Origin of the sequence: Neptunicoccus cionae, from assembly GCF_014643735.1 — a bacterium.
Taxonomy (GTDB): Bacteria; Pseudomonadota; Alphaproteobacteria; order Rhodobacterales; family Rhodobacteraceae; genus Amylibacter; species Amylibacter cionae.
In genome coordinates this window covers 16396-31068 of the sequence record NZ_BMKA01000010.1, presented here as the reverse complement: position 1 = coordinate 31068, position 14673 = coordinate 16396, and the positions used below count along the sequence as shown (strand labels likewise).

The 14673-nt window shown below is 55.5% G+C and carries 12 protein-coding genes; 3 read left to right on the top strand and 9 right to left on the bottom strand.

From position 1 onward, the window contains the following. Window positions 1–54 precede the first annotated feature (54 nt). The 3 genes from IEX10_RS18860 to IEX10_RS18850 all read left to right on the top strand — a co-directional run bounded on the left by IEX10_RS18860 (window position 55) and on the right by IEX10_RS18850 (window position 4949). Window positions 55–1527, top strand: coding sequence for an ATP-binding protein (locus IEX10_RS18860; protein WP_083351912.1), 1473 nt, complete (start codon window positions 55–57; stop codon window positions 1525–1527). Between the two features lie 175 nt (window positions 1528–1702). Continuing rightward, a complete protein-coding gene (locus IEX10_RS18855; protein ID WP_074647012.1) occupies window positions 1703–3751 on the top strand; it encodes a pseudomurein-binding repeat-containing protein in 2049 nt (682 codons plus the stop codon). Then, window positions 3744–4949 (top strand): GIY-YIG nuclease family protein, encoded by a 1206-nt coding sequence (locus IEX10_RS18850; protein ID WP_188678787.1) that lies wholly within the window; start codon window positions 3744–3746, stop codon window positions 4947–4949. The genes IEX10_RS18855 and IEX10_RS18850 overlap by 8 nt, the downstream gene beginning before the upstream one ends. 218 nt (window positions 4950–5167) lie before the next feature. Here the strand turns inward: IEX10_RS18850 and IEX10_RS18845 are convergent, their stop codons facing one another. The 9 genes from IEX10_RS18845 to IEX10_RS18805 form a co-directional block, all read right to left on the bottom strand. Next, on the bottom strand, window positions 5168–6160 hold the full coding sequence (locus tag IEX10_RS18845; protein ID WP_188678785.1) for an IS30 family transposase: 993 nt from the start codon (window positions 6158–6160) through the stop codon (window positions 5168–5170). A 194-nt stretch (window positions 6161–6354) separates the two neighbouring features. Continuing rightward, window positions 6355–6975, bottom strand: a complete 621-nt coding sequence (locus IEX10_RS18840; RefSeq protein WP_074647008.1) for a TetR/AcrR family transcriptional regulator — start codon at window positions 6973–6975, stop codon at window positions 6355–6357. 61 nt (window positions 6976–7036) lie between these two features. Continuing rightward, on the bottom strand, window positions 7037–8200 hold the full coding sequence (locus IEX10_RS18835) for an ABC transporter substrate-binding protein (RefSeq protein WP_039965744.1): 1164 nt from the start codon (window positions 8198–8200) through the stop codon (window positions 7037–7039). A gap of 20 nt (window positions 8201–8220) precedes the next feature. Continuing rightward, window positions 8221–10068 carry an AMP-dependent synthetase/ligase gene (locus tag IEX10_RS18830; RefSeq protein WP_009808039.1) on the bottom strand — a complete coding sequence of 616 codons (1848 nt, stop codon included), beginning with the start codon at window positions 10066–10068 and terminating at the stop codon, window positions 8221–8223. Then, window positions 10065–10835, bottom strand: coding sequence for an ABC transporter ATP-binding protein (locus tag IEX10_RS18825; protein WP_009808038.1), 771 nt, complete (start codon window positions 10833–10835; stop codon window positions 10065–10067). The genes IEX10_RS18830 and IEX10_RS18825 overlap by 4 nt, the downstream gene beginning before the upstream one ends. Next, window positions 10832–11599, bottom strand: a complete 768-nt coding sequence (locus IEX10_RS18820; protein WP_009808037.1) for an ABC transporter ATP-binding protein — start codon at window positions 11597–11599, stop codon at window positions 10832–10834. The genes IEX10_RS18825 and IEX10_RS18820 overlap by 4 nt, the downstream gene beginning before the upstream one ends. Continuing rightward, a complete protein-coding gene (locus IEX10_RS18815) occupies window positions 11596–12675 on the bottom strand; it encodes a branched-chain amino acid ABC transporter permease (protein ID WP_009808036.1) in 1080 nt (359 codons plus the stop codon). The genes IEX10_RS18820 and IEX10_RS18815 overlap by 4 nt, the downstream gene beginning before the upstream one ends. 3 nt (window positions 12676–12678) lie before the next feature. Further along, entirely contained in the window at window positions 12679–13560 is an 882-nt protein-coding gene (locus IEX10_RS18810; RefSeq protein WP_009808035.1) for a branched-chain amino acid ABC transporter permease, read from the bottom strand. Then, on the bottom strand, window positions 13557–14672 hold the full coding sequence (locus IEX10_RS18805) for a CaiB/BaiF CoA transferase family protein (protein ID WP_009808034.1): 1116 nt from the start codon (window positions 14670–14672) through the stop codon (window positions 13557–13559). The genes IEX10_RS18810 and IEX10_RS18805 overlap by 4 nt, the downstream gene beginning before the upstream one ends. Window position 14673: the final 1 nt, after the last annotated feature.

The window sequence follows — 14673 nt, the reverse complement described above, 5'->3', positions numbered from 1 at the left end:
ATGCCCCTACGACAAACGCTACCCAGGCGTGGTGGGTCAGAAAGTGGACACACTATGACCCTTGACCCTGTCATGAGCGCGGAACGCACCCGCAGGTTGGTGGACGATCTGCGTGCCAAACCAGCGGAAACCACATGGATCGAGTTCAAGGAAAACAATGCCGACGGGCCGTTGATCGGCAAGCTGATCTCTGCCTTGTCCAATGCTGCACGGCTGGCCGATCAGCACTATGCCTATGTGGTCTGGGGGGTGCGAGACGGCGATCATGCGGTTGTCGGCACGAGTTTCGAGCCGACCGTGAAAAAGGAGAAGGGGCAGCCGCTCGAACTGTGGGTGGCCAACCACCTCCAGCCGGGCATCGAGTTCCGGTTCGAAGAGGTCGATCATGACGGGCAGCGCCTGATCCTGCTGACTATCCCCGCCGCCGCAACCGCTCCGGTAGAGTTTGACCGGACCGCCTATTTGCGCATCGGCAGTGCCACGCCGCGCCTGTCCGACCATCCGGAACGCCTGCGTGCCCTCTGGAGCAAGTTGCAGCCCTACGCTTGGGAGACAGGCGTCGCGGCGCAGTTCCTGTCCGGCGACGACGTTCTTGCGCGGCTGAATTACGCCAACTACTTCGATCTTACGGGCCAGCCCTTGCCGGATAACAGGCAGGGGATCTTCGACAAGCTATTGGCAGATCGTCTGATCCAGAAAGATGTAAGCGACCGCTGGAACATTACCAATCTGGGCGCAATCCTGTATGCCAAGAAACTTTCCGATTTCGGCCCCTCTGTAGAGCGCAAAGGGGTTCGTTTCGTGGCCTATGCTGGCACCGGACGTGCAGATGACGTGAGCCACCGCCAGGACGGCCAGCGCGGCTATGCAGCGGGATTTCAGGGGCTGGTGGATTACATCGACGGCCTTCTGCCCCGCAACGAATTGATTGGTAAAGCATTCCGCGAGGAGCGTCCGCTCTACCCGTCGATAGCGATCCGCGAATTGATCGCCAACGCATTGATCCACCAGGACATGACGATCACCGGTGCCGGTCCACTCATCGAGTTATTCAGCGATCGCATGGAGATCACGAACCCGGGCGCCCCCTTGGTTAGCCCCGACCGGTTTTTGGACTCGCCCCCGCGTTCCCGAAATGAAGCTCTTGCTTCCTTGATGCGGCGCATGAAACTTTGCGAAGAACAAGGCACCGGCATCGACAAGGTGATCTCGGCGGTTGAGCTACACCAGTTGCCCCCACCGGATTTCCGCATGGAGGGAGACGCCGTGCGCGTGGTTCTGTTTGCACCACGCCGCTTTGCGGACATGACACCGGAAGAAGCCGTGCGAGCGTGTTACCAACATGCCGCGCTCAAATACGTAGGCGGTCAGAAGATGACGAACGCGACACTTCGGGAGCGGCTCGGCATCGACGACCAGAACGCTGCGCAGGCGTCGCGGGTTATTCGCGCAACGCTGGATGCTGGTCTGATCCGTCCTGCGGATGCTGAACGCCCTCGTGCTGGCTATGTCCCCTCATGGGCGTGACAGGGATAACATTTGATCGGGTTTTGATTGTGCGTATGTGGGCTAGAGGGCGTAAATTGGAAAATACATATAAATCATACTGTTACGATAGGCGTGGTGCGGTATCGCTACTTGATCGGGTTTTGATTGCCTGCCCTAAAGCGAATGATTCTGCGCCCCTCAGAAGGAAAACATCATGACAAAGCAAGTTCCTTCCGTCTCTGTCAATTACGCGGCCAATGGAAGCTCGACCAAATCGAACGAGCTTGGCATGCGCGAAATGCAAGAGGGTGCCTATGAGAAGCGGGGCGAGCAATACCTGCTGATCAAGTCGCCGCCGGCATCTGGCAAAAGCCGCGCGCTCATGTTCATAGCACTCGACAAGCTATACAACCAGGGCCTGCGTCAGGCCATCGTCGTGGTGCCAGAAAAATCCATCGGGTCCAGCTTCAACGACGAGCCACTGAGCAAGTACGGCTTCTGGGCAGACTGGACCGTGCAACCGCGATGGAACCTGTGCAACGCTCCCGGCGGGGATGATGGCAAAGTGGGCGCTGTCGGCAAGTTCTTGGCGAGCGACGACAAGGTTCTGGTCTGCACCCACGCGACCTTTCGGTTCGCCGTGGACAAGTTCGGGATTGAAGCGTTTGACGATCGGCTCATCGCGGTAGACGAGTTTCACCACGTCTCTGCCAACCCTGATAATAAGCTGGGCACGCATCTGGGCGCCCTTGTCGCGCGCGACAAGGTGCATCTGGTTGCGATGACCGGGTCCTATTTCCGCGGCGATGCCGAAGCCGTTCTGTCGCCCGAAGATGAGGCAAAGTTCGATACCTTCACCTATACCTACTATCAGCAATTGAATGGCTACAAATACCTCAAGACGCTTGACATCGGTTATTTCTTCTATTCCGGGTCCTATGCGGACGACATTCTCAAGGTTTTGGATCCGACCGAGAAGACGATCCTTCACATCCCGAACGTGAACTCGCGCGAAAGCACCAAGGACAAGCATCGCGAGGTCGAGCATATCATTGACGCCCTGGGCGATTGGCAGGGAGCGGATCCCATCACAGGCTTTCAGCTGGTCAAGACGCCCGAGGAGCGGGTGCTGCGCATCGCCGATCTGGTCGATGATGAACCGGCCAAGCGGGACAAGGTGTCCAACGCACTGAAGGACCCTGCGCATAAGAACAACCGCGACCATGTCGACATCATCATCGCCCTCGGGATGGCGAAAGAAGGGTTTGACTGGATCTGGTGCGAACACGCCCTGACGGTGGGTTATCGCGCCAGCCTGACGGAGATCGTGCAGATCATCGGCCGTGCCACCCGCGATGCCGAGGGCAAGATGCGCGCGCGCTTCACCAACCTTATCGCGGAGCCCGACGCCGCGGCCGAAGCCGTGACCGAGGCAGTCAACGATACACTGAAAGCGATCGCAGCGAGCCTGCTGATGGAACAGGTGCTGGCCCCGCGTTTCAACTTCACACCCAAGACCGTGAAAAGTGGCCCTGTCGAAGGGTTTGATTACGGTGAGGGCGGCTATGATCCCAACAAGGAAAACGTCGGCTTCGACGAGGCCAGCGGGCAGTTCCAGATCGAAATCAAAGGCCTGGTCGAACCCAAGAGCAAGGAAGCCAAGCGCATCTGCCAAGAGGACCTCAATGAGGTCATCACAGCTTTCGTTCAGGACAAGACTACGATCGAACGGGGTCTCTTCGACGAAGAGCTGGTGCCGGAGGAACTGACGCAGGTCCGCATGGGCAAGATTGTCGGTGCTAGGTTCCCAGAGCTAGATGCAGAGGATCAGGAAGCGGTGCGCCAACACGCAGTTGCTGCGCTGAACCTGACCCAAAAGGCAAAAGAGATCGCGCTGTCGAACCGCGATGACACAGAAACAACCGGCAATACCGCCTTGATCGACGGGGTGCGCAAATTCGCAATGGACGTGCGCGAACTCGACATCGACCTGATTGATCGCATCAACCCGTTCGGCGAAGCCTACTCGATTCTGGCAAAGACTATGAGCGAGGAAAGCCTTCGGCAGGTCCAGGCCGTCATCTCGGCGAAAAAAGTGCAACTGTCACCGGATGAGGCGCGCGATCTTGCGAAGCGAGCCGTCAAGTTCAAGCAAGAGCGAGGCCGCCTGCCGTCGATTACTTCACCGGACCCGTGGGAAAAGAAAATGGCCGAAGGTGTGGCTTATCTCGCGCGCATGAAGCAGGAAGCTGCCAATGGCTAAGAGTTTCACCGACGAAGATGATGCCCTCCTTGCTGAGCTTGGCGTCGAGGTCGAAGTCAAGAAGCAGCTCAGCCGCACACCACGCGAAGAACGCATCGTCGCAGGTTTTGAGGGAATCTCGCGATTTGCAGAGGAGCATGGCCAGCCTCCCCAACACGGGGAGGATCTTGATATCTTTGAACGCCTCTACGCCGTGCGTCTTGATCGGATCCGCGACTTGCAGGAGTGCCGCGATCTCCTTGCCCCACTGGACGAGCAAGGTCTTCTTGCAGAAACCTTTGCGGCCTCAACGTCGGGCGCCGAAGATCTAGAAGACGATGCCCTGCTCGCTGAGTTGGGCGTAGAAGTAGCCAAGTCACCACTCACAGAATTGAAGCATGTCCGCTCTACAGCCGAGAAAAAGGCCGCCGACGAGGTCGCCAATCGCGAAAAATGCGAAGATTTTTCGAAGTTCAAGCCATTGTTCGAGATGGTCCAGAAAGAACTGGATAGCGGTTTGCGGGAGACCCGCCCTTTCGAGATGAAAGCCGAGATTGAGAAGGGCCGCTTTTTCATCGTCGGCGGTCAGAAAGCCTATGTTACTGAAAAGGGTGAGACCATCACGAATGAGCAAGGTCGTACCGATGCTCGTCTGCGGGTGATTTTTGACAACGGCACCGAGAGCAACATGCTGATGCGCTCGCTCCAGCGCGCGTTGAACAAGGACGGCGCGGGACGCCGAATCACTGACCCATCGGCAGGCCCACTTTTTTCGGACCAGACAATCGATGGTGATGAGGCGAGCGGGATCATTTATGTGCTTCGCAGCAAATCCGATCATCCACTCGTCACGGAAAACCGGGAACTGGTGCACAAGATCGGCGTTACCAATATGAGCGTCGAGAAGCGGATCGCCGGCGCGCAGTTGCAGCCGACGTTTCTGATGGCGAATGTCGAGGTGGTCGCGACATACGAGCTCTACAACATCAATCGGTCCAAGTTGGAGAACCTGATCCACCGCATTTTCGAACCTGCACGGCTCGAGATCGAGATCATGGATCGCTTTGGAAGGCCTGTGGTCCCGCGAGAATGGTTCCTCGTTCCTCTCTTTGTAATCAACGACGCTGTCGAAAAGATCAGGGACGGCACAATAACGGGCTATCACTATGATCCCCGCGCTGCCGGACTCAAACGGATTTCGGGGGAGATGCCGCAATAGATGCTGCGTGACACTCTATGGCACCTCGACCAGCGGGATGCATGGATCGGAGAAGGATTGCGCTTGAACTCGCGGAATATGGTCGAGCGCCATCACGTTCACCGGCACCCCAGCGTACCGCCAACCTTCTATCTTGCGCCTTTTGTTTTCTAACAAGAGTCGCAGTCGGGGGTAGCGCGCACCCGCTGGATACTCAAGTGTCGTTGCGACGGTTTCCGCTATCTCAGTTTCATTAGTTCTTCTCTGAAGGCTTCGGTTGGTGTGCGCCATCCCAGACACTTTCTGGGGGTGCCGTTCAAGCGGTCACAGATCGACTTCATATCTCGATCTGAGAACGCGGCTACAGGCGCATCGCGTGGCAAGTAACGGCGCGCACGTTTGTTCAGGTTCTCAACAGAACCCTTTTGCCACGGGGCTTGAGGATCACAGAACCAAGCCTCCGTTCCGATCCCTGGCTTCAGTTTGCGCCAATTCCTGAACTCAATCCCACGATCAAAGGTGATGGATTTGCGAGCGGGCTGGGGGACGCGTTCCATCACGCTCATCAGCCGGTTCATCAGGTGCGTCGTGCTCCGGTCGTTGTTGCGGAATAGGACGGCAAAGCGGGTCTTACGTTCTACCAGAGAGGCAACATTTGCTTTGCCTTGGGCGCGTTCAAAGATCATCAGATCGCCTTCCCATTCGCCAAACGTCTCCCGGCCATCAACGTAGTCTGGGCGTTCATGGATGGATCGATCCGGTGGAAACACAAGGCCACGTGGCTTACGCGAATGATGCGGCCTTCGTTTCTTGCGGCGGTTTGGCAGGTAACGGGCAAGTTCTCTGGATTGGCCATCGGGGCCGTAAACGTAGGCATAGATCGTCTCATGGCTCACACGGATTGTTTGACCTTCAAATTTAAGGCGGCCTGCGATTTGTTCGGGCGACCATCCTTCTTTAAGCTGCGTGATGACGGCTTTTCGAAGTTCATCCAAACGCACTAGCTTGCGCCGCCGCGCGCGTCGATCCGTTGCGTAGTCTTGCGCGTTCAATCCGTAATACCCATTCAGATACGGGATCTCTTCATCGTGGTAATAGTTCCGCTTGATCTCGCGATAGACGGTGGATCTATGCCTGCCAATATCAGCGGCAATTTCACCGACTGACATCTTAGCATTCAGCATATCCTCGATCCTGCGTCGTTCACGCACGTTTAGCTCAGTATGCGCCATCTTTCATTCTCCTTGCTTTCCAGCAAGATAGGGGAAAATTCGCAACCCAGATTAGAATGTGCCCGCGTACATGATAGATTCGCATAATGAAGTTTATGTTAATTATGAAAGTGCTCCTTCAAAAATCCGAGAGTCCATCTTATGTTAAATCTTTAATAAAATCGGCGCTGTTTGAATAGGCAACAAATTTAGAATCAAGTATTCTTCGCACCCACGCCATGGATGATTAGTTCCAGCATTTCATCTGCAATACTCTCTGGGTTAAGCGGCCCTTTCGGATTATACCAGATCGGCATCTGGTTGAAGGCCGAAAAAAGCACATGTGCGAGGCGCTTTGAGTCGCAATCGCGGATAGAACCGTCTTTGATCCCTTCTGCGATAATACTTTCAAGAAAATTCTGACCGTCTATCATTGTCTGACGCAAATTCTTCTGATTTTCTCCGGTCAGATTGCGCCGCGCTTCGCGCATCAAGGCAGAGCCGAATTCGCTCACAACCATGTTCGCATAGACTCTAAAGAATACGCGGATACGATCAAGCCCGTTACCCTGAACTTCCTTTGCCGATGTGAAGCATAGCTCGACCCGCTCCAGCGAGATGCGGGCGCATTGCATCAGGATATCTTCTTTGTTTTTGGCGTAATAATAAAGCGCGGGCTTGGTGACTGCGAGTGCCGCTGCGATGTCATCCATCGATGTCTGTTTGTATCCGACTGTTGAAAACGAATGCGCGGCCAGATTGAGCATGGCCCGCCGTTTCAGCTTTTGCTGGCCTTTGGCATCTTTGGTTTTTTTGTGCCAATGGATTCTAGTCAAAGCTACTCTTTCAAAACCAACGGGCGGAACCGAAGCACCGCCCGCATTTATCACTGACAGATTAGTAGTCGAGCCCGCGGGCCGCAATAGTCCATTTACCGTCTTCGACTTTTGCCATAATCAGACTTTCGATGCCCTGATGGTCTTCCGGGCCAAAGCTGACCGACTGGCCGCCGATCGGATCAACATAGCTAGTGATCGCTTCGGTTGCGGCCAGAAATCCTTCGGTCGTCAGATCGCGACCAGCAGCTTCGAGCGCCACGGCAATCAGGTCGATGAAAACGTAACCAAGCTGCGCTTGTGGGGCCATCTTTTCACCGTAAATTTCGCTGTAACTCTCCAGGATACGTTTTGCTTCCCCTTCGGAGTCTCCTGCGTTCGCAAAAACAAAAGGCGATACCAGATATAGACCATCCATCGCGCCATCAGCGGCAGTCGCAACTGCATCCATATAGGACACCATTCCAGTCACGAAAGTCGGTTCAAAACCAAGCTTTTTAGATGTTGCAACAACTAGAATTGTATCGCGCACCCCACCCGCCAGAAACACGATATCGCAACCGGCGTTTTTCAATGTGGTTACAGACGAGAGCATATCGGATTCGGTTGCCGAATGCTCCGTTTTGGCCGCGACTTTCATGTCATACTCTGCCAATTGCTGCGTGACGCCAAGCGCCATTGATTCACCAGCTTCATTTGCGAGTTGCGCAATGCAGGGTGTTGAGAAATCACCATTTTCCTTGAAGTATGCAACGCCCGCGCGAAACTGGTCTGTATAGCTGCGAAAAAATGCGTATTTCATCGGATCCAATGGTTCATACATCTCGACCTCGGCCGACATCGGGAACATGTTGGGAATTCCCGCTTCAATTTGTTGCGGCATGATCGCTAGGTTCATCGGTGTGCCAAGCGCGCCAACCATCGCAAAAATCTGGTCGCGGCGCATCAGTTTGTTTGCAACCTGAATCGCGCGGGGCACCTGATATTGCGTGTCCTCGATTATAATCTCAAGCTGGCGACCGTGAATGCCGCCCGCCGCATTGATCTCGTCCACGCGCATGCGCAGGCCATTCGCCTCGGGCACACCCCAGACTGCCAACGGCCCGCTTAGGTCCGTATAGGTGCCAAGCGTGATCATGTCGTCGGTCACGCCCTGCAGCCCCTCGGCCATCGCGCCGGTGGCTGTCATTGCGGTAAACGCAAGTGCTGTTGCTAGTTTCTTCATTGGTCTCTCCCTTTGGTGTTTCAATACATCGTTTCGATCAGGTCTTTGTATTTGCGCTCGATCTCGTTGCGCTTAAGCTTCATCGTCGGAGTCAGCTCGTCGTCTTCGGCTGTCAAAAGTACGTCGATCAGCCGGAATTTCTTTACCTGCTCGACCGGCGCGAAACCGCTGTTCGCCTGTTCCACCTCGCCTTCGATCAAGTCCTGGATTTGGGTGTTTGCGCACAGGGATTTGTAGTTGGAAAACGGGATACGCTTTTCCTGCGCGTATTTTTCAACGTTTTCGTGGTCGATCATGATCAGCACGCTCAGGTATTTGCGCTTGTCCCCGATGATCACCGCATCAGAAATATAGGGCGAGAATTTGAGCTCGTTTTCCAACTGCGAAGGCGTAATGTTCTTGCCGCCTGCGGTGATGATGATGTCCTTCTTGCGGTCCAGAATAGTTAGGTCACCATTGGCATCCATCGTCCCAACATCACCCGTATAGACCCAGCCATCGACCACGGTTTCCGCCGTCTTTTCAGGCTGGTTCAGATAACCCGAAAAATTGCTGGATGAGCGAATGAGGATTTCACCGTCATCGGCCAGTTTCGCTTCGACATTGCGCATTGCCCGGCCGATGGAACCGATCGGTGATCTGCCCGGTATGGTTGCAGTCACAATGCCGGTTTCGGTCTGGCCATATGCCTCTTGTACTGTCACCCCAAGGGCATTGAACCAGCTGAGCAGTCGGGCTGAAATCGGTGCCGCACCCGATACGATCGTATGCGCGCGCGCCAGTCCCAGTTCGACCCTGATATTTCGAAGCACCAGAAAGTCCAGCACCTTATGCCTAAGCCTAAGCATCGTCGGCACAGATTTTCCCGCAGCAATCAATGCCTCCCTGCGTCCAGCCGTTTTCAGGGCTTGGTCATAGGCAAACCGGCCAAATGCGGTGGCATCATTCATCACAAAATTGATACGGGAATAGAATTTTTCCCACACGCGCGGCACCGCAAAGATGAATGTTGGCGCGACTTCCTGAATGTCAGCGGCAAATGTATCGCCGCTTTCCGCGATGTTGATGGTTATGCCGTGACGGATCGGCACGCAGACAGACAGGATCCGTTCGGCCGCGTGACACAGCGGCAGGAACGTCAAAACTTCATCGCCCGGTCCGAGCGGCAATTCGGGGTAATTATCCGATTGCGCTAGAAAGAAGCGGTGCGACATCGCGGCACCTTTGGGAGCACCGGTTGTGCCGGACGTATAGATCAGCGTTGCGATATCTTCGGGATCGCCCGCATCAACGCGGCGCTCAAATTCAACGCTCAGTTCTTCGATTTTAGCGTCCGACAGTGCGAGAAATTCTTCCCAGCCTATGACTTTGTCATGCTGGAAACTGCGCAACCCTTCCATATCAAATACGATAACTTTTTCGAGATGATCAAGCTGGTCCTCCACACCCAGATACTTATCTAGCTGCTCTTCATCCTCAACGAATAGCACCTTCGCTCCGCTATCGTTCAACTGATAGGCAACTTGCTTTTCCTGCAAAGTAGGATATAGCCCGTGAGTCGTGGCCCCGATGCACTGGATGCCAAGGTCGGCAAACACCCACTCCTTGTTGTCTTCACTAATGATCGCGGCCACGTCACCTTCACGGTAGCCCAACGCCATAAGTGAACACCCGACCCTGCGCGCGGATGCGTAATAGTCCAGCCAGCTGAATTCTTTCCAGATGCCGAAATCCTTTTCGCGGATTGCGATTTTGTTGCCGAACTTCTTGCAGTTCTGCCGGAACAGTTTGGAGAACGTGTCACAGCCGTCAATCTGGACCGGCGGCGGCGTCCATCCTGCGGTGGATTGGTCTTGCATTGTGTTCATCGCCACGTCTTTCTTGCTTTCCAGCGGCGGTCGCCGCGCGCACTTTCTGCTTTGATGCCAAGGTAGAATTCGCGAATGTCAGCACTTTTCATGAGAACGTCGCGTTCACCTTCCATAACGATCCGGCCGGTTTCAAGGACGTACCCGAAATCGGCGGCCGGCAGCGCAACACTGGCGTTCTGTTCAACCAGCAACATGGTCACGCCTTCTTCGACGTTGATCCGTTTGATGATCTGGAAAATCTCGGAAATCAGGAGCGGTGACAGGCCCAGCGACGGCTCGTCCAGCAACATCACGCGCGGACGCTGCATAAACGCGCGACCCAAAGCCAACATCTGTTGTTGCCCACCAGATAGATAGATCGCCTGCTTTTCCAGAAAGGTGCGCAGCACGGGAAACCAGCCCAGCACCTTTTCCAAGTCACGCGCCACTTCATCGCGATCCTTGCGGCAATAGGCACCCATCATCAGGTTGTCCTTGACCGACAAGAGGGAAAACACTTCGCGCCCTTCGGGTGAATGGGCGATGCCGACGCGCGCGATGACATCTGGGTCAAGCGCGGTGATATCGCGCCCTTCAAATTCCACCTGCCCCTTGAACGGATCAAGCGCGCCGGAGATGGTTTTCAAAATCGTCGTTTTGCCCGCCCCATTGGAGCCCATGACCGTAACGACCGACCCTTCCTTGACCGTCAGGCTGATGCCGCGAATGGCCATCACCCTGCCATACATCGTTTCGACGTTGCTGGCGCGCAGTACCTCGGTCATGCTGCCTGCCCTCCCAGATATGCCGCCTGAACATCGGGATCGCTTTGAACTTCGGATGCGCTGCCGCTTGCAAGAAACCGGCCTTCGTTGATGGCCAGCACCATGTCCGAAACTTTGTTCACCAGTTTCATGTCGTGTTCGATCATAACAACGGTGACACCCAGGACCTCGCGGATATCTTCAATCACAAAAGCAGTATCGTCGGTTTCCTCGCTGGTCAGTCCGCTTGACGGTTCGTCCAGCAACAGGATCTTTGGCTCCGACACCAACGCGCGGGCCATTTCGGTCTTTTTGCGCACGCCATACGGCAAATCCGCAACCCGTGCATGACGGTAGCCTTCGAGATCAAGAAACTCGATTATTTCTTCGGCTTTGCGGCGGTGGGCCAGTTCCTGACGCATCTGCGAACGGGTAAAAAACAGCTCACTCAGAGGCCCGAATTTGCCGTGACGGATGCGCCCGATCAGCAAGTTATCAAGCAATGACGCATGTTCGAACAGTTCGATATTCTGGAACGTCCGCGCAATGCCGTGGTTGATTACCTCATGGGATTTCGCTTTTCGCAGGCTTTTGCCGTTGAACCGGATGTCGCCTTGCGACGGATCGTAAATCCGGCAGATGAGGTTGAACACCGTGCTTTTGCCCGCGCCATTGGGGCCAATGATGGTGAACACCGACCCCGGTTCAACTGAAAAGCTCAAGCCATCCACCGCTTTCAAACCACCAAAGGAAAGCGATACGTTATCTATCTCCAACCCGTTCATCTTAAACGCTCCGTTTTGAGGAATGTCTTCTGACGCTGGAAACTGCGCTTCTTGTACATCGGGAACACGTTGAAATAGTGATGGATCTTGGTCCAGCGTCCATAAAGTCCGTCAGGTTCGAACAGGATGAACCCCAGCAGGATCAGACCGAATGCAAGACTATCGAAACCGCCGGACGTGGCGACTGCACTGGGCAGCACGATCTTGACCCAGCTCAACACGGTTGGCAGCAGCACGATAAAGAACGCCCCAAAAACCGCGCCGTGGATGGTTCCGATCCCGCCGACGACGATCATCAACAGCAGACGGATGGATTCCCCCATTCCGAAGGTTTCCGGCGTGATGTAGAAGAAGGCGTGCGCCAGCAGCCCGCCCGCGAGGCCCGCAAAAACTGCCGAGATGAAGAACGCATATGCCTTGAAGAAGGCCACATTGGTTCCCAACGCCCGCGCCGACACTTCGGAGTCGCGGATCGCAATCATGGCGCGACCCGACCTTGTGCGTGTCAGGTTGCGAACGATCAGGATACAACCCACGAAGATGACAAAATTCAGCAGATAAACTTTCCAGCTTTCGTCGATGGCCAGCCCGAGAATATTGATTTCCGGCACCGAAAGGCCACGATGACCGCCTGTGAAATCGCCCGCACCACCGATGAGCCGTTCGGTCACAATCGCAATCGAAAGCGTGGCAATCGCCAGATACAGCCCGTGCATCTTTCCGCAGATCCGTCCGACGGCCAACCCGACCAGCCCAGCCACCAATGCCGCTATCGGCAGCGACAAAAGCCACGGCACGCTGTAACGGGTCAGCAGGATCGTGTGAGTGTAGGCACCGATTGCGACAAACGCCGCCTGTCCGAAACTCACCTGCCCGGAAAATCCGGTCAGCACCATTAGCCCGAGACCCGCGATAGCATAGATGAATACGAATGAGAGTTCATCCAGAAAATAGCCGTCCAGAAACAGCGGCGCGGCCAGTGCGATCGCGGCAAACAGCAGATACCAGAATGCCTGTCCACGGTCGCGGAAAAGCTGGATGTCCTGAACATAGGATTTGCGAAAAATTACGCGCATGGCTTAGACCTTCTTTGCATAAATTTGGGCCAGCAGGCCTTGCGGACGGATCAACAGCACAAGGAACATGATCAAGTAGGCACCAATTCCTTTGAGGGTCGGGAACATGATATCGAAAAACGGTTCCGTCACACCGATCAGCAAGCAACCGATCACCGCACCGGGGATGGAGCCGAAACCACCGACAATTGCCCCTGCAAATGCCTTGAACCCGATAAAACCCATCTGCGTCGAAACCAACGTCATTGGCCCCAGGAGCAGTCCGGCAATCCCGCCAAAGATCGCGGACATTGCCCAGATCGAGGATGTCAGCCGTTTCACAGGAATACCCATGTAGAACGCTGCTAACTGGTTCAGGGACAACGCCTGCATGGCGACACCCTGCCGAGCGTAACGGAAAAACAGGTACAGCGCGCTGGCGACAACCGCGGTGACAACAATCGACAACACGCTGGCCCAAGAAATGATCACTGGGCCCAGTGTAAGATTGCCATCAACCGGAGCAGGCAACGAATAGTTGCCAAACCCCCAAATTATCCCTGCAACCGCCCTGAGCGCGATACCCAATGCCAGCGTCAGGATAAAGACAGTGAACACCGGCTGGCCCGTCAGGCGCCGCACCACAAGCGCTTCGACGCCGTAGCCGAATGCGCCCATGAAGACCAATGTCAACATCGCACCCAGCCAGTAGGGCATCCCCATCAGCACGATGAACTGATACCCGACAAATGCCCCCAGCATCATGAATTCGCCTTGGGCAAAATTCACCTGCTCAGTCGCCTTATACACAAGCACCAGACCAATCGCGATCAGGCTATAAAGGCACCCTTGTGACAGGCCGACCACAAAAAGCTGCATCGCATCGGCAAAAGACAAGGCAGTCATGCGTTGTTCCCCCAGTGTTCAAGGATTTCATCAAGGCTGATTTCTCCCGCATCTCCGGTCGTCGGTGTGTCGGGTTGTGTTCGCGAGAATCGCGGTGCGGGCGTCGGCATCTCGATGCCACCTACTGTGACAAAGCTGCCCCGGGCGCGATTATGCGCATGATCCGATGCGTCAGCCAGAGAAACCACAGGTGCGAAACACGCGTCGCTGCCTTCCAGAATATCGCACCATTCCTGTTGGGTCGCAGTCAGGAAAATCTCCGTAAGCGCGTCCATCATACTGGCCTGCGCGGTGGGTGCGTATTGATCGGCAAAGCGCGGATCGTCTGTGAGGCCCAGAAGTGCCAGAAGTTCGGCAAAAAATTGCGGTTCGAGACATCCAACGGACACATATTTGCCATCGCCCGTTTCGTAACAACGATACCACGCAACGCCGCCGTTGATAAAATCGCCAGACCGTTTATCAGACCAAGCGCCACATGCGACCAACCCGTGCTGCATGGTCATCAGCAGGTTAACCCCGTCCGTCATGGCCGTATCGACCACCTGCCCCTGCCCCGTGGCGCGCGCATGAGTCAGGGCTGCAAGGATACCAACGTTCAGCATCATCGCGCCGCCGCCCTGATCCGCGATCAGGTTCATCGGTGCAGGTGGCGGGCGGTCCGCATCGCCCAAACCCCAAACCGCACCGGTTATGGCGGCATAATTCATGTCGTGGCCCGCTGCATGTGCCAGCGGCCCTTCCTGTCCCCATCCGGTCAATCGGCCATAGACCAAGGCCGGATTGCGCGCCTGCACCTGTTCCGGACCAAATCCCAGCTTTTCCATTTTGCCCGGCCTGAACCCTTCGATCAGCACCTCGGCACGTTCGATCAACTGCCAGAGCCGGTCGACATCTCTGGCCTTTGTCAGGTCAAGTGTCAGGCTGCGGCGCGAGCGGTTGAACAGATTGTATTTCGCATCAATCGGCAACGGAAATTTCTGACCGGGCCGCGCGATGCGCACCACTTCAGCGCCCAGATCAGCCAGATGCATCGCAGCAAACGGCGCAGGGCCAAGACCTGCCATTTCAACAATGCGTACACCTTTGAGGGGACCTGAGCGTTGCAGCATC

Excerpts from the sequence above, each read along its gene's own strand:
- IEX10_RS18855 (WP_074647012.1), top strand. The coding sequence starts at position 1,703 with ATGACAAAGCAAGTTCCTTCCGTCTCTGTCAATTACGCGGCCAATGGA.
- IEX10_RS18820 (WP_009808037.1), bottom strand. The coding sequence starts at position 11,599 with ATGAACGGGTTGGAGATAGATAACGTATCGCTTTCCTTTGGTGGTTTG.
- IEX10_RS18860 (WP_083351912.1), top strand. The coding sequence starts at position 55 with ATGACCCTTGACCCTGTCATGAGCGCGGAACGCACCCGCAGGTTGGTG.
- IEX10_RS18825 (WP_009808038.1), bottom strand. The coding sequence starts at position 10,835 with ATGACCGAGGTACTGCGCGCCAGCAACGTCGAAACGATGTATGGCAGG.
- IEX10_RS18835 (WP_039965744.1), bottom strand. The coding sequence starts at position 8,200 with ATGAAGAAACTAGCAACAGCACTTGCGTTTACCGCAATGACAGCCACC.
- IEX10_RS18805 (WP_009808034.1), bottom strand. The coding sequence starts at position 14,672 with ATGCTGCAACGCTCAGGTCCCCTCAAAGGTGTACGCATTGTTGAAATG.
- IEX10_RS18830 (WP_009808039.1), bottom strand. The coding sequence starts at position 10,068 with ATGAACACAATGCAAGACCAATCCACCGCAGGATGGACGCCGCCGCCG.
- IEX10_RS18815 (WP_009808036.1), bottom strand. The coding sequence starts at position 12,675 with ATGCGCGTAATTTTTCGCAAATCCTATGTTCAGGACATCCAGCTTTTC.
- IEX10_RS18845 (WP_188678785.1), bottom strand. The coding sequence starts at position 6,160 with ATGGCGCATACTGAGCTAAACGTGCGTGAACGACGCAGGATCGAGGAT.
- IEX10_RS18850 (WP_188678787.1), top strand. The coding sequence starts at position 3,744 with ATGGCTAAGAGTTTCACCGACGAAGATGATGCCCTCCTTGCTGAGCTT.
- IEX10_RS18810 (WP_009808035.1), bottom strand. The coding sequence starts at position 13,560 with ATGACTGCCTTGTCTTTTGCCGATGCGATGCAGCTTTTTGTGGTCGGC.